Genomic DNA, 17,699 nt, shown 5'->3' with positions numbered 1-17,699 from the left:
AGCTTCTCTCTCCACAACACACATCACAAACATCACCCGCCGCACCCCACAACCCACCCAACGCGGCAACGGGCGGCGCGAAAACCGCATCAATCCCCCAGCATCGTTGACGCCTCCCGTCCAGTCGGGCAGCAAGGCTCGGTACTTGCGGGGAGCGCGACAGGAATGCTGGGCCGCGTCAATCACATCGCCATCGCCGTTCCCGAACTCGGACCCGCCGCCGCGCTCTACCGCGATCTCGGCGCTTCCGTCTCGGCGCCCGCCGATCTTCCCGACCATGGCGTCCGCGTCGTCTTCGTCGATCTTCCCAACACCCGCATCGAACTGCTCGAACCGCTCGGCGACGCTTCGCCGATCGCCGCCTTCCTCACGCGCAATCCGAAGGGCGGCATCCATCATGTCTGCTTCGAGGTCGAGGACATCGACGATGCCACCCGCCGCCTCGCCGCGCTCGGCAAGCGCCTTCTCGGCGACGGCACGCCCCGCATCGGCGCGCATGGCCATCCGGTGCTCTTCCTTCACCCCGCCGATATGCTCGGGACCCTGATCGAAATCGAGCAGCCGAGCCTTGCCTAACAAATTCGCAAGCGCGAAACGCGAATGCGAAACGGGCATCGTGCCGCTCCTGCGCGCATCGACGGCGCGATCAGAATACCCAAGCCGCCTGGAATAACGGACCTTTCGAGACGAAGGCGTTACCGAGGGATGCCAGCCTCATGCGTCCCGGCCCTTCACCAGGGAAGGACCCGTCGATGAAGCCGCTTGCCGCCTCCACCTGCCTCGCCTTCGGCCTCCTCGTCGGCGCGGGGTCCGCCTCGGCTGCCGAATGCGGCAATGTCTCGATCGCCAACATGAACTGGCAGTCGGCCGAGGTTCTCGCCAATATCGACAAGATCATCCTCACCGAGGGCTATGGCTGCAATGCCGAGCTCGTCGTCGGCGACACCGTGCCAACCATCACCTCGATGGTCGAGAAGGGCGAGCCCGACATCGCGCCGGAAGGCTGGGTCGATCTCCTGCCGGACGTCGCCAACAAGGGCATCGCCGAGAAGAAGATCGTCGCGACCGGCGCCGCGCTCAGCGATGGCGGCGACCAAGGCTGGTGGATCCCGAAATATGTCGCGGACGCCCATCCCGACATCAAGACGATCGACGACGCGCTGAAGCATCCCGAACTGTTCCCCGCCCCGGAAGACCCGGCGATGGGCGCGGTCTATAACGGCCCGCAGGGCTGGGGCGGCACGGTCGTCACCACGCAGCTCTTCAAGGCCTATGGCGCCGAGGGCAAGAAGTTCACGCTGGTCGATACCGGCTCCGCCGCCGGCCTCGACGGCTCGGTCGCCAAGGCCTACGAGCGCAAGCAGGGCTGGATGGGCTATTACTGGGCGCCGACCGCCCTTCTCGGCAAGTACGAGATGGTGAAGCTCGGCTTCGGCGCCGATTACGACGCCGCCGCCTGGAAGAGCTGCAACACGGTCGCCGACTGCCCGGACCCGAAGAAGAACGCCTGGCCGAAGGACAAGGTCGAGACGCTGGTGACGGCGAAGTTCGCCGAGCGCGCCGGCCCGGCCATGGACTACCTGAAGAAGCGGAACTGGTCGAACGACACCGTCAACAAGCTCCTGTCCTACATGACCGACAACCAGGCGACCGGCGAGGACGGCGCGAAATATTTCCTGAAGAACAACGAGGACGTCTGGACGAAATGGGTCTCGCCCGAGGTCGCCACCAAGGTGAAGGCCGCGCTCTGACAGGCTGACACGACCGACGGATGGCGGCCCCCGCCATCCGTCCCGCCGGCGACGAAACGGGAAAGGCCTCGCGATGGACTGGTTCTCCTCCTTTCCGCATATGGACGACGACCGGCTGCGTCTTCTGAAGAAGTCCATCGATGACGGCTTCCGGACCTTCACCCGCGCCTATGGCGACGGCATCGAGGCTTTGTTCTCGCCGCTGCAGAGCTTCCTCATCTGGTCCGAGCGGCTGCTGACCCAGACGCCCTGGCCGATCGTGCTCGTCGCGATCGGCCTGATTGCCTGGGTCGCGAGCCGCAGCCTGCGCATCACGCTCGGCGCCGTCGCGACGCTGCTCCTCATCGGCTATCTCGACATGTGGATGGACACGATGCGGACGGTCTCGATGATCTTCGTCTGCACCGTCATCGCCATCGCCGTCGGCATTCCGATCGGCATCGCCATGGCGCGCTCCGACCGGCTGCGCGGCGTCGTCAATCCTGTGCTCGACGTGATGCAGACCATGCCGAGCTTCGTCTATCTCATCCCGGTTGTGATGCTGCTCGGCATCGGCCGTGTGCCGGGCGTCATCGCCGTCGTCATCTACGCCATCCCGCCGATGATCCGCCTCACCGATCTCGGCATCCGCCTCGTCGACCGCGACACGCTGGAGGCCGCCGACGCCTTCGGCTCCTCCTCCTGGCAGAAGCTCTGGAAGGTGCAGATGCCGCTGGCTCTTCCGACCATCATGGCCGGCATCAACCAGACGATCATGATGGCGCTGGCCATGGTGGTGATCGCCTCGATGATCGGCGTGCAGGGCCTCGGCCAGCCGGTGCTGAAGGCCATCGCCAACCAGTATTTCACGCTCGGCGTCTTCAACGGCCTCGCCATCGTCGGCATCGCCATCATCTTCGACCGGGTGAGCCAGGCCTATGGCCGTCGCCTGCAGAAACACCGGGAGGTGGTGCATGGCTGAGCGCGCGCCGGGAATCGAGATCCGCCGTCTCTGCAAGATCTTCGGGGCGAACGGCGCGGCCTATGTGGACGCGGTGCGCAACGGCATGACCAAGGCCGAGCTCAACGCCACCGCCGCCCATGTGCTGGGCCTGCGCGACATCAATATCGCCATGCCGGGCGGCGGCATCCAGGTGATCATGGGTCTGTCGGGCTCCGGCAAGTCGACGCTGATCCGCCATATCAACCGCCTGATCGACCCGACCGCCGGCGAGGTGATCGTCGACGGCGCCGACGTGGTGAAGATGAGCCCGACCGAGCTGCGCGACTTCCGCCGCCATAAGACGGCGATGGTGTTCCAGAAATTCGCCCTCCTGCCGCATCGCAACGTGCTGGAGAACACGGTCTACGGGCTGGAAGTGCAGGGCCTGCCGCGCCGGGCGCAGGAAGAGGCCGCCATGCGCTGGCTGGAGCGCGTCGGCCTGAAGGGCTTCGAGAAGAAATACCCAAACCAGCTGTCGGGCGGCATGCAGCAGCGCGTCGGCCTCGCCCGGGCGCTCTCCAACGATGCGCCGATCCTCCTGATGGACGAGGCCTTCTCGGCGCTCGACCCGCTGATCCGCACCGACATGCAGACCGTGCTGCTCGATATCCAGAAGGATGTCGGCAAGACCATCGTCTTCATCACCCACGATCTCGACGAGGCGCTGCGGCTCGGCGATCGCATCGCGATCCTGCGCGACGGCGAGATGGTGCAGCAGGGCACGCGCCAGGACATCGTGCTGCGGCCCGCCGACGACTATATCGCCAATTTCGTCCGCCACGTGAATCGCGGCCGGGTGATCCAGGTCGAGAACGTCATGGCACCCGCCACCGGCGCGACGGCCACCCTCCCCTCCGTCGCGGTCGGCACGACCCTAGAGGCGGCGGCCGAGCTCTTCGCCGCCGGCCAGGCGGAGGCGCTGGCCGTCGTGGAAGCCGACGGGCGCCCGGTCGGACAGATCGGCCTGCGCCGCATCCTCGCCGCGATGGTCTCGCCGCAGGGCGCGGCGGAAGACGCCCTCCCCTCCCCCGCCGAGGACGAGGCGGTGCCGAGCCTGGACGGGGCGGCCGCTCCGGTGCCGCTCGAAACCATCGGGCGCAGCGTGATCCGCGCCCAGGCGGGCTGACGCGCCGGCCGGGCCGGAGGTTCTTAAAGTAATGGATGAAGTTCGCCTGCCCCGACCCCTCGCGATGGCGGGCCAGGACTGCACGCCAAAGGGCGCGAGGCGTCTCGGCGTCTCCTGGCCGATGCCGATGATCGCGGCCATGAGGAACGGGCGCCGGGGCCGTCATAAAGCTTGAATGAGTGCCATGTCAGATGGGACAAGCCCATCCGGCCTGTCGGCGACAGGAACCGGGGCCGCCGCTTCCGACGCGGCGTTCCTCCTGTCGGACCGAACTCGCTGACCGGACCCGATGCCCGACCAAGATCCGCCGAACGCGCCGACAGCCGCGACAAGGAGCCCCCTGCCGGCCTTCCTGCGATCTGCCGGATTGCTGCTCGGCGATCTGGCTTCGAGCCTGCTCTTCCTGGTCCTGTTCTCCCTGACGAAGGATGCGATCCTTTCGGCTTGCCTCGGAATGCTGCTGGGCCTCGTCCAGATCGCGATCCAGGCGGCCCGGCGCAAGCCGATCGACATCATGGAATGGGCGAGCCTCGTCCTGGTGCTCGCCTCGGGCAGCGCGACCGTCTTGACCGACGACCCGCGCTTCGTGCTGTTCAAGCCGAGCGCGATCTACGCCATCATCGGCATCGTGATGCTGAAGCCCGGCTGGATGAACCGCTATCTGCCGCCGATCGCCCGCAATGTCGCCCCGGATGTCGCCGTCTCCGTCGGCCGGGCCTGGGCGGGCCTCATGTTCGTCTCGGCCCTGTTGAACGCCTATCTGGCGGCGGAAGCGACGGTCGCGAGCTGGGCCCTGACCATGACGATCTTCGGCATCGCCAGTAAAGTGCTGCTCGGCATTGCCGGCTTCGCCGCGATCCGCCGCGCGGTGCGGCGGCGGCTGCGGGCCATGCCGGCCGAAACGCGCGACGGCCTGCTGACGGCATCGGGTTGGCGGGCCGGGCCGCCGTCATCCGCGAAGCCCGCATAGGGCACTCTTCGGGAAAGACGCGCCGCCCCCGCGCTGGCGACGCCACCGAACGACGAGGGCCCGCCCGTCGCCGGGCAGGCCCTTGGATTTGTCATCGATCGATCGCGCCGGGATCAGAGCAGCGTGCCGCTCAGCACCACGAGGGCGACCGAGAAGTAGATCACGAGGCCGGACACATCGACCAGCGTGGCCACGAAGGGCGCCGAGGCGCTGGCCGGGTCGAAGCCGAGCCGCTTCAGCGCGAAGGGCAGCATCGAGCCCGCCAGCGAGCCGAAGGTGACGATCGCGACGAGGGCGAGACCGACCGTCAGCGCCACCAGCATCCAATGCGGGCCGTAGTCGAAGATGCCGGCCTCCTGCCAGACGGCGATGCGCGCGACGCCGATCACGCCGAGAAAGCCGCCAAGGGCGAGCCCGGTCGGGATCTCGCGCAGCGCGACGCGCCACCAGTCCGAAAGCTTCAGTTCGCCGAGCGCCAGGGCACGGATGATCAGCGAGGTCGCCTGCGAGCCGGAATTGCCGCCCGAGCTCATGATCAGCGGAATGAAGAGCGTCAGGACGACCGCCTTCTCCAACTCGTCCTCGAAATGCTGCATGGCGCTCGCCGTCAGCATTTCCGACAGGAAGAGGATCGCCAGCCAGCCGGCGCGCTTGCGCAGCATCTCGGCGAAACCGATCCGCGTATAGGGCTCGTCCAGCGCTTCCATGCCGCCGAACTTGTGCACGTCCTCCGTGGTCACCTCGATCATCGTGTCGATGATGTCGTCGACCGTCACGATGCCGAGCACGTGGTTCTTCTCGTCCACCACCGGAATGGCGAGGAGATCGTATTTCGAGATGAGGCGCGCCACCTCCTCCCGGTCGGCCTGCGGCAGCACCGTCACCGGCTGGTCGAAGCGCGCGACGGAGCCGACGAGGGCGTCGGGATCGCCGGAGATCAGGCGGCGCAGCGAAACCGCCGCCTGCAGGCGGCGGGTGATCGGATCGAGCACGTAGATGGCATAGACCGTCTCGCGCGCGCCCTCGACCTCGCGGATATGGCGCAGCGTCTCGGCGACGCTCCAGGTGGCGGGCACGCTGACGAATTCCGTCGTCATCATGCTGCCGGCCGTGCCCTCCGGATGGACGAGCAGCGCGTCGATGATCGCCCGCGCCTCGCGGGTGAGGAGGGCGAGCAGGCGCTCGCGCGGCGGCTCCTCCATGTCGCGGAAGAGATCGGCCAGCCGGTCGGCCGCCATCGCGTCGAGGATCTCGGCCGCGACGGCCGGGCGCAGCGCCGCCAGGATGGTCTGCGGCTCGGCGAGATCGGGATGATCGAAGACGTCCGCCGCCTTTTCGAGCGGCAGGCGGGCGACGATCTCGGCGGCCTCGGCGGCGTCGAGCTCGTTCAGCTGCTGGACGATGTCCGCCGGCTGCGCGCCGCGCAGGCGGTCGACCACGGCGGCGGCGCGGGACACGCCCGCCAGTTCGAGGATGTCTTGCATGGGTCTGCTCCGGATCGCCGCGCGCGGCTGCCTCCGGCAGGGACCCGTCCTAGAAGGGACCCCTGGCGCAGACCGCACGCGGCCACGTCAATCGACTGTGACTGTCGCTTGGCATAAGGGTTGATGGTCCAGGTGAAAGGGAGCCGAGCGAGGGCGGACCCGCGTTCGGACGCCGGCTACATACGCCTTTCGGCGCGGCGATCAAGCCCCGATATCCTCGCCTGCAAATCTTTTCACGGTGCGTCCGTCGGGGGCGACGGGCGCAGTGCGCTTGACGGGGCGACGACGCTGGCGGACTCTGGCGCCATGACCCTTCGCCCCCTCCTCGCGGCCCCTGACCGACTTCGCCGACCGGGCGGGGCGGCGCCGATCCGCGCCCTCTTCCGGCTGCCGCGATGAGGGTGCTGGTCAGCGGCGCCGGCGGCTTCGTCGGGCGTCACCTCGTGCCCCGGCTGCGGGCGGCGGGCCACGATGTCGTCGCCCTGCGGCGCGGCGCGGCGGGCGGCGACAGCGTGTCGGAGACGTTCGCCGGCCCGGCCGATCTCGCCGCGCTGGACGACTTTCCGGCCTTTCCCGAGGGAATCGAGGCGATCATCCATCTCGGCGCGCTGAATCCCCAGCGCGGCGATCCGCGCCGACGCGACCTCGCGGCCCTGCGCCATGCCAATGTCGCGGGCACGGCGGCGCTCGCGCGGCGGGCGCGGCGCGAAGGGGTGTCGCGGATGATCCTTCTCGGCAGCGCGTCGGTGCACGAGGCGAAGGGCACGCCGGCGCGCGAGGACGACCCGCTGCGGCCGCAGAGCCCCTATGCCATCTCGAAGGCGGAGGCCGAAAGCTCGTTCCGGGCGGGATTCGGCCCGTCCGGCACCATCCTGCGTCCGGCCGCCGTCTTCGGGCCGGGCTGCAACAATGCCGTCGCGGCGCTGGCCCGCCTCGCGGCGACGCCGCTGCCGCTGCCGCTCGGCGGTCTCGCCCGGCCGCGCAGCCTCGTCTCGGTGGACAGTCTCGCCGATGTCGTCGCGCTCTGCCTCGCATCCGACGCCGCCCTCGGCGAGACCTTCCTCGTCGCCGACGACGCGCCGCTGACGCCGGCCGACATCGTTTCCATCATCCGGCACGGCCACCGGAAAGGCCCGCGCATCCTGCCGGCGCCCCGCGCCCTGGCCGGGCTCGCCGCGCGCCTTGCCGGTCGCGGCGACACCTGGCGCCGGGGGCGCCTCGGACTGGTGCTCGACACGGGCCATGTCCGCAGCGTGCTCGGCTGGGTGCCGGGCAATGCGCGCGACGCGCTGCGCCTGATGGTGGCCGAAGGGCGGTTCTAAGGCGCCCGTCCGCAATCCGAACCTTGCCTCGCCGCGCCGTCCGTGCTCCTCACGAGCCGCATGCGAGCCCCGCCCTCATGACCGCCTCCCCCGAAGCCTCGCCTTCGCCGCTCCGGCCCTGGCTCCTGCTTCTCGTCCTGTCGGGCGTCTTCGTCGCTCTCCTGGAACTCGTCGGCCTGCCGGCGGCGCTTCTCCTCGGGCCGATGCTGGCCGGCATCATCGTCTCGGCGCGCGGCGGGCGGCTGCGCATCCCCGATCTGCCTTTCGCCGGGGCGCAGGCGCTGGTCGGCTGCCTCATCGCCTCCTCCATCAATGCCGGCATCCTGCGGACCATCGCCGAGGACTGGCCGCTCTTCTGCGCCGTCACCGCCTCCACCGTCCTCGTCAGCGCGGTGATCGGCTCGGTGCTCAGCCGGTTGCAGGTGCTGCCCGGCACGGTCGCGGTCTGGGGCTCCTCCCCCGGCGCGGCGAGCGCCATGGTGATCATGGCCCAGGCCTACGGGGCCGATGCGCGGCTCGTCGCGGTGATGACCTATACGCGCGTCGTCTGCGTCGCCGTCGTCGCCTCGCTTCTCTCCCTGCTCTTCGCCGGCCGGGCGCCGGCGGCGGAGGGGATGGCCCTGGCCGATCCGGGATTCGACCCGGCTCGCCTCAGCCTCGTTCTCGCCGTCGCGCTCGCCGGCGCCGTCGCGGGGCGGCTGGCGCGCATCCCGGCGGGCGCCCTGCTCGGGCCGATCGCCCTTGGCGCCGCGCTCAACATCGCGGGCCTCTTCGATCCGCATCCGCCGCAGCTGGTGCTCGGCCTCGCCTATGCGCTGGTCGGCTGGCGTCTCGGCCTGAACTTCACGCGCGAGACCCTGGCGGCGGCCGGCAAGGCCATGCCGCGCATCCTCCTCGCCATGCTGATCCTCATCGCCTTCTGCGGCGGGCTGGCGATGCTCTTGGTGCGCTTCGCCGGCATCGATCCCGTCACCGCCTATCTCGCGACGAGCCCGGGCGGCATGGACTCGGTGGCGATCATCGCCGCATCGAGCAATGTCGACCGGCCCTTCGTGATGGCGCTCCAGGCGCTGCGCTTCCTCGTCGTGCTCGTCACCGGGCCGACCGTCGCGCGCTTCGTCGCGAACCGCCATCTCGCGCGCGAGCGGCAGCGATCCGCGGAGCGACCGCGCGACTGACGCTCAGTCGACGGCGACCATCACGTCGGAGGCCTTCACCACCGCATAGGCCGGGCCGCCGACGGCGAGCTTCAGCTCGTCCACCGCCTCGTTGGTGATCGAGGCGGTGACCATCGCGCCGCCGCCGATATCGATGCGGACATGGGCGGTCGTCGCGCCCTTCTCGATCGCGACGACGGTGCCCTTGAGCTGGTTGCGGGCGCTGATCTTCATGACGTGCCTCCGTTTTCCTGCCGACCGGCCTAGCCCGGCCCCGGCACGGCCGCAAGGCGCCATATGTAGCAGAACATAACGCTTTCCGCCGCAGCCGGTCTCGCTATATCCTCGGAGATATTCCGCAGGCCATCATGAGGGGATCATGGCTTTCACCGTCACGCGCCGCCGTCTCGTCCGGCATCTCGCCGTCCTTCTCGCCGCCGCCGGCCTCGCGGCCGCGCCGCTGGCGCCCGCCCGCGCCGAGCCGCAGGAGGTGCTGGTCTTCGCGGCGGCGAGCCTCAAGAACGCGCTCGACGACATCAACGCCGCCTGGAAGAGCGAGAGCGGCCGGTCGGCGACGATCTCCTATGCCGCCTCCTCCGTGCTCGCCAAGCAGATCGAGAGCGGCGCGCCGGCCGATCTCTTCTTCTCCGCCGATCGCGACTGGATGGACTATCTGGCGAAGAAGGACCTCATCCGGCCGGACAGCCGCGCCGAGCTTCTCGGCAATTCCATCGTGCTCGTCGCCCCGGCGGGCGCCGCCAAGCCGCTCGACATCGCGCCGGGCTTCCCGCTCGCGACGGCGCTCGGCGACGGCAAGCTCGCCATGGGCAGCGTCGATTCGGTGCCGGCCGGCAAATACGGCAAGGCGGCGCTGGAAAAGCTCGGCGTCTGGCAGAGCGTTTCGGCACAGGTGGCCCAGGCCGACAATGTGCGCGCCGCGCTCCTCCTCGTCTCGCGCGGCGAGGCGCCGCTCGGCATCGTCTACAAGACCGACGCGGCGGCCGACAAAGGCGTCGCGGTGGTCGGCACCTTCCCCGCCGACACCCACCCGCCGATCGTCTATCCGGTCGCCTTGACGAAGACGGCCAAGGAGGGCGCCGCCGACTTCCTCGCCTTCCTGAAAGGCGCCAAGGCGAAGTCGCTCTTCGAGGCGCAGGGCTTTACCGTCCTGCCCTGACGCGGCACGAAGGGTCGGGCGGCGGTCGGAGATACCGGAATGGAGCGCGGATGGACTGGCTGACCCTCAGCCCGGACGAGGCGGCGGCCGTCCGCCTGTCCCTGCGCGTCGCGACCGTCTCGACCCTCGCCAGCCTGCCGCCGGCGCTTCTTATCGCCTTCCTTCTCGCCCGGCGGCGCTTTCCGGGTCATGCCCTCCTCAACGGGCTCGTCCATCTGCCGCTTGTCATGCCGCCGGTCGTCACCGGCTATCTCCTCCTCCTCGCCTTCGGCCGGCGCGGGCCGGTCGGCGCGTTCCTTGCCGATCATCTCGGTCTCGTTCTCTCCTTCCGCTGGACGGGCGCGGCGCTCGCCTCGGCGGTGATGAGCTTTCCGCTCGTCGTGCGCGCCATCCGCCTGTCGGTCGAGGCCGTCGACCGCCGGCTGGAAGCGGCGGCGGCAACGCTCGGCGCGCCGCCGCTCCTCGTGTTCCTCACCGTGACGCTGCCCCTCGTCGCGCCGGGTCTTCTCGCCGGCGCCATTCTCGGCTTCGCGAAATCGATGGGCGAGTTCGGCGCGACGATCACCTTCGTCTCCAACATTCCCGGCGAGACGCAGACCCTGCCCTCCGCGATCTATGCGCTGACGCAGGTGCCGGGCGGCGAGGCGGGTGCGCTGCGCCTGACGCTGGTCTCGATCGCGATCTCCATGGCGGCGCTTCTCGCCTCGGAAGCGATCGCGACGCGGCTCGCCCGGCGCCTTGCCGCCGCATGAGCCTTCAGATCGACATCCGCCAGCGCCTCGGCGCCTTCCGGCTCGAAGCGCGCTTCGAGACGAGCGCGCGGCTCACCGCCCTGTTCGGCCGCTCGGGCAGCGGCAAGACCTCGCTCGTCAATCTCCTCGCCGGTCTCGCGCGGCCGGACGAAGGGCGGATCGCGATGGGGGATGCGGTCTTCGTCGATACGTCCACCCGGCGCTTCCTGCCCGCCCATCGCCGCCGCGTCGGCTACGTGTTCCAGGACGCCCGGCTCTTTCCCCATCTCAGCGTCCGCCACAACCTCCTTTACGGCCGCTGGTTCGCGCGCCGCCGGGACATGGCGGCGCGCGCGGGGCAGGACGAGTTCGACCGGATCGTCGAGCTTCTCGGCATCGCGCCGCTGCTCGCCCGGCGCCCGGCGGGCCTGTCCGGCGGCGAGCGCCAGCGCGTCGCGATCGGGCGCGCGCTCCTGTCCCATCCGCGCCTGCTCCTGATGGACGAGCCGCTCGCCGCCCTCGACGAGGCGCGCAAGGCCGAGATCCTGCCCTATCTCGAACGGCTGCGGGACGAGGCGGCGATCCCGATCCTCTATGTCAGCCATTCGGTGACGGAAGTGCTGCGGCTCGCCGCCGACATGGTGGTGCTGGAGGCCGGACGCGTCGTGGCGCAAGGGCCGCCCGCCGAGATCATGCGCCGCCTCGACCTCCTGCCCTCGGCCTATGAGAGCGAGAGCGGGCGCGATCTCGTCGTGACGGTCGAGGGCGAGGAGCCCCGCTACGGCCTGACGGTGCTCGCCCTCGGCGAGGCGCGCCTGTTCGTGCCGCGCCTCGCGGCGGCGCCCGGCGCGTCCCTGCGGCTGCGGGTCCGGGCGCGCGACGTCATGCTGGCGCTCGAGGCGCCGACCGGCATCAGCGCGCTGAACGTCCTGCCGGCGACCGTCGTCGGCTTTTCGCCGGATGGCGCGTCCGGCATGGAACTCCGGCTGGACTGCGCCGGCCAGGAACTCCTGTCGCGCATCACGCTGAAATCCTTCGAGGCGCTGGAGCTTCGCGTCGGCAGCCCGGTCCATGCCGTGCTGAAGGCCGTGTCCTTCGACCGGCGCTATGGCGGGGATCTCTCGACCGAAGCGTCAGGCGAGGCTTGACGGCGCCCGGCCGCTGGCGATCTCCTGTCGCGCGGGAACGGACAGGCATGACGGCTCAGCTCACCCTTCGCATCGACCTGCCGGGCGGCCGGCTCGGCCATGGCAAGATCGCCCTTCTGGAGGCGATCGGCAGCTGCGGCTCGATCGCGGCGGCCGGGCGCGAATTCGGCATGTCCTATCGGCGGGCTTGGCTGCTGGTGGACGGGATGAACCGGATGTTCGAGACCCCGCTCGTCGCGGCGCGCGGCGGCGGAGCCGGCGGCGGCGGCGCCCATCTCACCGATCTCGGCACGAGCATCGTCGCGCTCTATCGCGACGCGGAGCGCAAAGCGAACGAATCGGCCGGCGCGGAACTGAAGCGCATCGAGGCGGCGCTGGCGAAGGGCTGAGGCCCTTCGGGCTCAGCCGGCGAGTTCGAGATGGGCGAGAAGGTCGTTATGCGAGAAGGGCTTCGGCACGAAGCCGAGCGGCCGGCAGTCCGCCGCGCGCGCCCGCGTCTTCGGATCGAGATTGCCGCTGACGAAGAGCGAGGGCACGTCGAGATGCTCGCGCAGCCGCCGCGCCGTTTCGACGCCATTGGTGCCGCGCGCCAGATTGACGTCCATGATCGCGACATCCGGGCGCTTCGCCTCGGCGAGCCTCAGCGCCTGGTGCATATCCGCCGCGAGGCCCACCACCTCGTAGCCGGCATCGGTGAGAACGTCTTCGAGATCCATCGCGAGGATCAGTTCATCCTCAACGATCAGGACACGCAGACTCATCGGACGGTCGAGCATGCCGAGACACCGTAAGACGCGCAGACCGACTTCCAGTTCCGGGGCCGCGGGGCGGCCGACCAAAAGGCTTTCGACATCGTACCAACACCCTCAAGCCGCTTGGCCTTCTCCGTTCCGCCTTCATGCGGACCGGAACCGAAGCCGCTCGCCATGAACAATTCCGAACCCCAACCCTCGGCGCGGTGGCATAGCTCAATGAATCCACGTTCCCGCGCGACTGTCGAAATGCCGGCCGACGAGAGGAGTTCCAATCTCATCAAAAAATTTTTGACGCTTTCGTGAAATCTTTCATCGCCATTGCTTAGCTGGATGCCGTTTCGCTTGCATTCGCGCCTGCGAAACGCAATCCTGCCGCAGCGCAACATGAATGGTGGCGACGGACGGACAAGGGATCTTCGGGCGGTAGACCATGGGGTTCGAACATTTCCCGAAGCTGGCGGCGGAGCGAGGCGGCTATGCCGCGGCCTATGCCCGGTGGAAGGCCGATCCGCTCGGCTTCTGGATGGAGCGGGCGCTCCTCGGCGTCGACTGGTTCGAGCGGCCGCGCACCGCCTTCGATCCCGAGGCCGGCCCCTATGGCCGCTGGTTCCCGGACGGCATCTGCAACACCTGCCACAACGCGCTCGACCGCCATGTCGCGGCAGGCCGGGGCGAGCGCGTCGCGCTGATCCATGATTCGCCCGTCACCGGCACGCTGCGCCGCCTGACCTATGCGGGCCTGCTGCGCGAGGTGAAGGCTTTCGCCGCGACGCTTGCCGGCTTCGGCATCGGCAAGGGCGACCGCGTCGTCATCTACATGCCGATGGTGCCGGAAACGGCGATCGCCATGCTGGCCTGCGCCCGGCTCGGCGCGATCCATTCCGTCGTCTTCGGCGGCTTCGCGGCGCGCGAGCTCGCCCATCGCATCGACGATGTGCGCCCGAAGCTCATCGTCACCGCCTCCTGCGGCATCGAACCCTCGCGCACCGTCGCCTACAAGCCGCTCGCCGACCGGGCGCTGGAGCTGGCGCGCCATCCGCCGGGCGCCATGATCGTGCTGCAGCGCCCGCAGCTCGCGGCGGAGCTCCGCCCCGGCCGCGACCACGACTGGCATGCCCTCCAGGACGCCGCCCTCGCCGCCGGCGCGGACGTGCCCTGCACGCCGCTCGCCGCCACAGACCCGCTCTACGTTCTCTACACATCCGGCACGACCGGCCGGCCGAAGGGCGTCGTGCGCGACAATGGCGGCCATATGGTCGCGATCGCCTATGCGCTGGAAGCCGTCTACGGCGTGAAGCCGGGCGAGACCTTCTTCGCCGCCTCCGATCTCGGCTGGGTGGTCGGCCATTCCTTCATCGTCTACGGCCCGCTCGTCCAGGGCGGCACCGGCATTCTCTACGAGGGCAAGCCGGTCGGCACGCCGGATGCCGGCGCCTTCTGGCGGCTCATCGCCGAGCATGGCGCCGTCTCGGCCTTCACCGCGCCGAGCGCCGTGCGCGCCATCCGCCGCGAGGACCCGGACGGCCTGCTGCCCGGCCGCTACGACCTGTCGCGCTTCCGCGCCCTCTTCGTCTCCGGCGAGCATGCCGATGCCGCGACCGTCGACTGGGCGCGGCGCGCCCTCGGCAAGCCGGTGCTGGACCAGTGGTGGCAGACCGAGATCGGCTGGCCGATCGCCGCCAATCCGCTCGGCCTCGGCATTCTGGACGTGCCGGTCGGCCAGCCGGGCGTCGCCATGCCCGGCCATCGGCTCGACGTTCTCGGCCCGGACGGCACGGTGCTGCCGCCCGGCCGCACCGGCACGATCGCGCTGCGCCTGCCGCTGGCGCCCGGCGCGCTGCCGACGCTCTGGAACGCCGATAGCCGCTTTCGCGACACCTATCTCGCCGAGTTCCCCGGCTATTACTCGACCTCCGATGCCGGCCGGCTCGACGCCTCCGGCATCGTCTCGGTGCTCGGGCGGACCGACGACGTCATCAACGTGTCCGGCCATCGCCTGTCGACGGGCGAGATGGAGGACGTGGTCGCCGCCCATCCGGCCGTCGCCGAATGCGCCGTCGTCGGGGCGCATGACGAGCTGAAGGGCGCCGTGCCGGTCGGCTTCGTCGTCCCGAAGCTCGGCATCGCGGAAACGGAAGCGGCGATCCGCGAGGCGCTCGTCGCTGCGATCCGCGAGGCGATCGGCCCGGTCGCCGCCTTCCGGCGCGTCGTCTTCGTCGCCCGCCTGCCGAAGACGCGCTCCGGCAAGGTGCTGCGCGGCACCCTGCGCCAGATCCTCGACGGCACGCCCTTCGAGGTGCCGGCGACGATCGAGGACCCGGCCGTCCTTCCCGAGATCGCGGCGGCGCTCGCGACGGGGATGCCGCAGCCATGATCTCGCATGTCCATGTCGGCATCGCCGATTTCGATCGCGCCTTCGCCTTCTACGAGATCCTGATGGCGTCGCTCGGCTTCGAGCTGCGCTTTCGCGAGCCGGACAAGGGCTGGGCCGGCTGGCACGGTCCCAATCGCGGCCGGCCGCTCTTCCTGATCGGCCGTCCCTATGACGGCGGGCCGGCGGCGCCCGGCAACGGGCAGATGGTGGCGCTGCTCGCGCCCGACCGGCCGGGCGTCGATCGGGCCTTCGCGGCGGCGCTCGCCGCCGGCGGCCGTTCGGAGGGCGCGCCGGGCCTGCGCCCGCATTACCACCCGAACTATTACGGCGCCTATCTGCGCGATCCCGACGGCAACAAGCTCGGCCTTTGCTGCCACGATCCCGCCTGAACCGGGCTGGGCGCGGTTGCCGCTTTTTGCTTTTGCGGCTAAGAGCGCCTCGCCTCAACGCGGGAAGGATGGGTGATGGACGCGCAGTCGACCAACGGCGAGCAACAGGCGGCCCTTCTCGCCGAAACCCTGCCCTTCATGCAGGCCTACGAGCACAAGACGGTGGTCGTGAAATATGGCGGCCATGCCATGGGCAATCCCGAGCTCGGCAAGGCTTTCGCCCGCGACATCGCGCTGCTCAAGCAGTCCGGCATCAACCCGATCGTCGTCCATGGCGGCGGCCCGCAGATCGGCGCCATGCTGAACAAGCTCGGCATCGAATCGCATTTCGAGCACGGCCTGCGCGTCACCGACCAGCGCACCGTCGAAGTGGTCGAGATGGTTCTCGCCGGCTCGATCAACAAGGAGATCGTCGCGCTCATCAATGCCGAGGGCGAATGGGCGATCGGCCTTTGCGGCAAGGACGGCAACATGGTCTTCGCCGAAAAGGCGAAGAAGACGGTGATCGATCCGGATTCGAATATCGAGCGGGTGCTCGATCTCGGCTTCGTCGGCGAGCCGGTGGAGGTCGACCGCACGCTGCTCGACCTTCTGGCGCGCTCCGAGCTGATCCCGGTCATCGCGCCCGTCGCGCCCGGCCGCGACGGCGCGACCTACAACATCAATGCCGACACCTTCGCCGGCGCCATCGCCGGCGCCGTCTCGGCGAGCCGCCTCCTCTTCCTCACCGACGTGCCGGGCGTCCTCGACCGCGAGGGCAAGCTGATCAAGCAGCTGACCGTCGCCGAGGCGCGGACCCTGATCCGCGACGGCACGATCTCCGGCGGCATGATCCCGAAGGTCGAGACCTGCATCGAGGCGCTGGAGCGCGGCGTCGAAGGCGTCGTCATCCTCAACGGCAAGACGCGCCACGCGGTGCTGCTCGAACTCCTGACCGAGCACGGCGCCGGCACGCTGATCGTGCGCTGACGCCCGTCTGGCCGAGCGGAATTGTGACCGATCCGTGACGGTTTTCGGGCGCAGCGCTGTGCCTTCCCTGCACTGGCGGATGCCGGACGGCTCCGCCAGAACCGTGGCGACGACCGACGGGAACAGTCGACCATGCGCCGTGCCGCCCGCCTTCTCGCCCTCGGCCTTGCCGCCGGCAGCCTTTTCGCCTCCGCGGCCCTCGCCCAGCAGCCGATCAAGACCGAAGCCGCCGGCGCCAAGGCGCCGACCGCGCCGGACCCCTTGCGCTTCGGCACGCCCAACGCCTTTCTGAGCTTTCAGCCCTTCTTCCAGTTCGAGGCCGGCCACGGCTCCTCCTCGCCGGACAGCCTCATCGGCGATGTCGACAATTTCGACGGCCAGCTGCGGCGCGCCCGCCTCTACGCCGATTTCGGCTATCATGACTTCGGCGGCCGCTTCACGATCGACTTCGCGCCGACCACCGGCCCGGACGTCATCTACGCCTATCTCGACTATACGCTGCCGGATATCGCGACCCTCCAGGTCGGCCAGCAGGACATGGCCTTCTCGATGCAGCGCCTCATCGGCAGCCGCTCGGCGCTGTTCAACGAGAACGGCCAGAACCAGACCCTGTCGCGTCCGGGCGCGGTCGGCGTCCAAGTCTTTTCCGATGCCGAAAACTACAGCCTGGCGGGCGGCGTCTTCGGCACCGACATCAATGTCGCGCCCTTCGACCAGAGCGTCACCGTCGCCGGCCGCGCCACCTACGCGCCGATCAACACGGACGAGGCCGCGCTCCATCTCGGCGTCGCCGTGTCCGACACCTTCGATTCCAGCGTGCCGATCAGCTTCTCCGGCGATACGGGCACCCCGCTCTTCTCGAAGAAGACGATCACTTCCAGCGCCTTCACGGCGGTCGATTCCTATCTCGCGACGAATTTCGAGGCCTCGGCGACGGTCGGGCGCTTCACGCTCCAGAGCGAATATACGCTCGGCGACATGGACGACGGCATCCGCGACGACAGCCTCCTGCATGGCGGCTATCTGGGCGTCCTCGCCTTCCTCACCGACGATCATCGCGGCTATGACGGGAAATACGGCATCTTCAAGCGGGTGAAGCCTGCCGCGCCGGTCGGCAAGGGCGGCTTCGGCGCCGTCGAGATCGGCGGACGCCTCGACTATCTGAACCTCGCCGATGCCGGGCCGAAGGCCGGCACCGAGATCGCCGGCACCGGCATCCTCAACTGGTATCTGACCGACCAGATCCGCTTCTCGGCCACCGACACCTATACGGCGGTGACGGAGGGACCGGACGACGGCGCCGACTACAACACCGCGATGCTGCGCGTCTGGTTCGTCTATTGAGGCCGGCCCTCGCTGCATCA

General features: G+C 69.4%; 18 protein-coding genes. 15 read left to right on the top strand and 3 right to left on the bottom strand.

Annotation, left to right across the window (positions count from 1 at the left end):
- The first annotated feature begins 165 nt into the window (after positions 1-165).
- The 5 genes from mce to IEY14_RS15680 all read left to right on the top strand — a co-directional run bounded on the left by mce (position 166) and on the right by IEY14_RS15680 (position 4,829).
- Entirely contained in the window at positions 166-576 is a 411-nt protein-coding gene (gene mce / locus IEY14_RS15700; RefSeq protein WP_188910087.1) for a methylmalonyl-CoA epimerase, read from the top strand.
- 176 nt (positions 577-752) lie between these two features.
- Positions 753-1,751 carry an ABC transporter substrate-binding protein gene (locus tag IEY14_RS15695; RefSeq protein ID WP_188910084.1) on the top strand — a complete coding sequence of 333 codons (999 nt, stop codon included), beginning with the start codon at positions 753-755 and terminating at the stop codon, positions 1,749-1,751.
- 73 nt (positions 1,752-1,824) lie between these two features.
- Entirely contained in the window at positions 1,825-2,712 is an 888-nt protein-coding gene (locus IEY14_RS15690; RefSeq protein ID WP_188910082.1) for an ABC transporter permease, read from the top strand.
- Positions 2,705-3,859: a quaternary amine ABC transporter ATP-binding protein gene (locus IEY14_RS15685; protein ID WP_188910080.1), complete on the top strand. Its 1,155-nt coding sequence runs from the start codon at positions 2,705-2,707 to the stop codon at positions 3,857-3,859. The genes IEY14_RS15690 and IEY14_RS15685 overlap by 8 nt, the downstream gene beginning before the upstream one ends.
- 367 nt (positions 3,860-4,226) lie before the next feature.
- Positions 4,227-4,829 (top strand): inner membrane-spanning protein YciB, encoded by a 603-nt coding sequence (locus IEY14_RS15680; RefSeq protein ID WP_244639498.1) that lies wholly within the window; start codon positions 4,227-4,229, stop codon positions 4,827-4,829.
- Positions 4,830-4,942: 113 nt separating this feature from the next.
- Here the strand turns inward: IEY14_RS15680 and mgtE are convergent, their stop codons facing one another.
- Positions 4,943-6,313 carry a magnesium transporter gene (gene mgtE / locus IEY14_RS15675; RefSeq protein ID WP_188910078.1) on the bottom strand — a complete coding sequence of 457 codons (1,371 nt, stop codon included), beginning with the start codon at positions 6,311-6,313 and terminating at the stop codon, positions 4,943-4,945.
- A 395-nt stretch (positions 6,314-6,708) separates the two neighbouring features.
- Between mgtE and IEY14_RS15670 the strand changes: the two genes are divergently transcribed.
- Together IEY14_RS15670 and IEY14_RS15665 are read left to right on the top strand one after the other, a co-directional pair.
- Positions 6,709-7,635, top strand: a complete 927-nt coding sequence (locus IEY14_RS15670; RefSeq protein ID WP_188910076.1) for an NAD-dependent epimerase/dehydratase family protein — start codon at positions 6,709-6,711, stop codon at positions 7,633-7,635.
- Between the two features lie 77 nt (positions 7,636-7,712).
- Positions 7,713-8,813 carry an AbrB family transcriptional regulator gene (locus IEY14_RS15665; protein ID WP_188910074.1) on the top strand — a complete coding sequence of 367 codons (1,101 nt, stop codon included), beginning with the start codon at positions 7,713-7,715 and terminating at the stop codon, positions 8,811-8,813.
- A gap of 3 nt (positions 8,814-8,816) precedes the next feature.
- On the opposite strand, the gene IEY14_RS15660 is transcribed toward IEY14_RS15665, so the two are convergent.
- Positions 8,817-9,026 (bottom strand): TOBE domain-containing protein, encoded by a 210-nt coding sequence (locus IEY14_RS15660; protein ID WP_188910072.1) that lies wholly within the window; start codon positions 9,024-9,026, stop codon positions 8,817-8,819.
- Between the two features lie 145 nt (positions 9,027-9,171).
- On the opposite strand from IEY14_RS15660, the gene modA reads away from it, so the two are divergent.
- The 4 genes from modA to IEY14_RS15640 are packed head-to-tail and all read left to right on the top strand — an operon-like array spanning position 9,172 to position 12,237.
- Complete coding sequence (gene modA / locus IEY14_RS15655; RefSeq protein WP_188910070.1) at positions 9,172-9,969, top strand: molybdate ABC transporter substrate-binding protein; 798 nt, start codon at positions 9,172-9,174, stop codon at positions 9,967-9,969.
- A gap of 50 nt (positions 9,970-10,019) precedes the next feature.
- Complete coding sequence (gene modB / locus IEY14_RS15650) at positions 10,020-10,721, top strand: molybdate ABC transporter permease subunit (protein ID WP_188910068.1); 702 nt, start codon at positions 10,020-10,022, stop codon at positions 10,719-10,721.
- The gene (gene modC, locus IEY14_RS15645) at positions 10,718-11,848 is read left to right on the top strand and encodes a molybdenum ABC transporter ATP-binding protein (protein WP_188910066.1); all 1,131 of its coding nucleotides are present in this window, start codon (positions 10,718-10,720) and stop codon (positions 11,846-11,848) included. Before modB ends, modC begins: the two co-directional genes overlap by 4 nt.
- 47 nt (positions 11,849-11,895) lie before the next feature.
- A complete protein-coding gene (locus IEY14_RS15640) occupies positions 11,896-12,237 on the top strand; it encodes a winged helix-turn-helix domain-containing protein (protein WP_188910064.1) in 342 nt (113 codons plus the stop codon).
- A gap of 12 nt (positions 12,238-12,249) precedes the next feature.
- Here the strand turns inward: IEY14_RS15640 and IEY14_RS15635 are convergent, their stop codons facing one another.
- Positions 12,250-12,609: a response regulator gene (locus tag IEY14_RS15635; RefSeq protein WP_188910062.1), complete on the bottom strand. Its 360-nt coding sequence runs from the start codon at positions 12,607-12,609 to the stop codon at positions 12,250-12,252.
- Positions 12,610-13,033: 424 nt separating this feature from the next.
- Between IEY14_RS15635 and IEY14_RS15630 the strand changes: the two genes are divergently transcribed.
- The 4 genes from IEY14_RS15630 (at position 13,034) to IEY14_RS15615 (ending at position 17,679) form a co-directional block, all read left to right on the top strand.
- Positions 13,034-14,977 (top strand): AMP-binding protein, encoded by a 1,944-nt coding sequence (locus IEY14_RS15630; RefSeq protein WP_188910060.1) that lies wholly within the window; start codon positions 13,034-13,036, stop codon positions 14,975-14,977.
- Entirely contained in the window at positions 14,974-15,366 is a 393-nt protein-coding gene (locus tag IEY14_RS15625; protein WP_188910058.1) for a VOC family protein, read from the top strand. The genes IEY14_RS15630 and IEY14_RS15625 overlap by 4 nt, the downstream gene beginning before the upstream one ends.
- 75 nt (positions 15,367-15,441) lie before the next feature.
- Positions 15,442-16,335 carry an acetylglutamate kinase gene (gene argB, locus IEY14_RS15620; protein ID WP_188910056.1) on the top strand — a complete coding sequence of 298 codons (894 nt, stop codon included), beginning with the start codon at positions 15,442-15,444 and terminating at the stop codon, positions 16,333-16,335.
- A gap of 132 nt (positions 16,336-16,467) precedes the next feature.
- Positions 16,468-17,679 (top strand): OprO/OprP family phosphate-selective porin, encoded by a 1,212-nt coding sequence (locus IEY14_RS15615; protein WP_188910054.1) that lies wholly within the window; start codon positions 16,468-16,470, stop codon positions 17,677-17,679.
- Positions 17,680-17,699 lie beyond the last annotated feature (20 nt).

This window comes from Aureimonas endophytica (assembly GCF_014642635.1).
Lineage (GTDB): Bacteria > Pseudomonadota > Alphaproteobacteria > Rhizobiales > Rhizobiaceae > Plantimonas > Plantimonas endophytica.
The sequence above is the reverse complement of the archived record's forward strand: the minus strand, read 5'-3'. Positions and strand labels throughout refer to the sequence as shown.

Coding starts and splice junctions, on each gene's coding strand:
- mce (WP_188910087.1), top strand. CDS start 166: ATGCTGGGCCGCGTCAATCACATCGCCATCGCCGTTCCCGAACTCGGA.
- IEY14_RS15695 (WP_188910084.1), top strand. CDS start 753: ATGAAGCCGCTTGCCGCCTCCACCTGCCTCGCCTTCGGCCTCCTCGTC.
- IEY14_RS15690 (WP_188910082.1), top strand. CDS start 1,825: ATGGACTGGTTCTCCTCCTTTCCGCATATGGACGACGACCGGCTGCGT.
- IEY14_RS15685 (WP_188910080.1), top strand. CDS start 2,705: ATGGCTGAGCGCGCGCCGGGAATCGAGATCCGCCGTCTCTGCAAGATC.
- mgtE (WP_188910078.1), bottom strand. CDS start 6,313: ATGCAAGACATCCTCGAACTGGCGGGCGTGTCCCGCGCCGCCGCCGTG.
- IEY14_RS15670 (WP_188910076.1), top strand. CDS start 6,709: ATGAGGGTGCTGGTCAGCGGCGCCGGCGGCTTCGTCGGGCGTCACCTC.
- IEY14_RS15665 (WP_188910074.1), top strand. CDS start 7,713: ATGACCGCCTCCCCCGAAGCCTCGCCTTCGCCGCTCCGGCCCTGGCTC.
- IEY14_RS15660 (WP_188910072.1), bottom strand. CDS start 9,026: ATGAAGATCAGCGCCCGCAACCAGCTCAAGGGCACCGTCGTCGCGATC.
- modA (WP_188910070.1), top strand. CDS start 9,172: ATGGCTTTCACCGTCACGCGCCGCCGTCTCGTCCGGCATCTCGCCGTC.
- modB (WP_188910068.1), top strand. CDS start 10,020: ATGGACTGGCTGACCCTCAGCCCGGACGAGGCGGCGGCCGTCCGCCTG.
- modC (WP_188910066.1), top strand. CDS start 10,718: ATGAGCCTTCAGATCGACATCCGCCAGCGCCTCGGCGCCTTCCGGCTC.
- IEY14_RS15640 (WP_188910064.1), top strand. CDS start 11,896: ATGACGGCTCAGCTCACCCTTCGCATCGACCTGCCGGGCGGCCGGCTC.
- IEY14_RS15635 (WP_188910062.1), bottom strand. CDS start 12,609: ATGAGTCTGCGTGTCCTGATCGTTGAGGATGAACTGATCCTCGCGATG.
- IEY14_RS15630 (WP_188910060.1), top strand. CDS start 13,034: ATGGGGTTCGAACATTTCCCGAAGCTGGCGGCGGAGCGAGGCGGCTAT.
- IEY14_RS15625 (WP_188910058.1), top strand. CDS start 14,974: ATGATCTCGCATGTCCATGTCGGCATCGCCGATTTCGATCGCGCCTTC.
- argB (WP_188910056.1), top strand. CDS start 15,442: ATGGACGCGCAGTCGACCAACGGCGAGCAACAGGCGGCCCTTCTCGCC.
- IEY14_RS15615 (WP_188910054.1), top strand. CDS start 16,468: ATGCGCCGTGCCGCCCGCCTTCTCGCCCTCGGCCTTGCCGCCGGCAGC.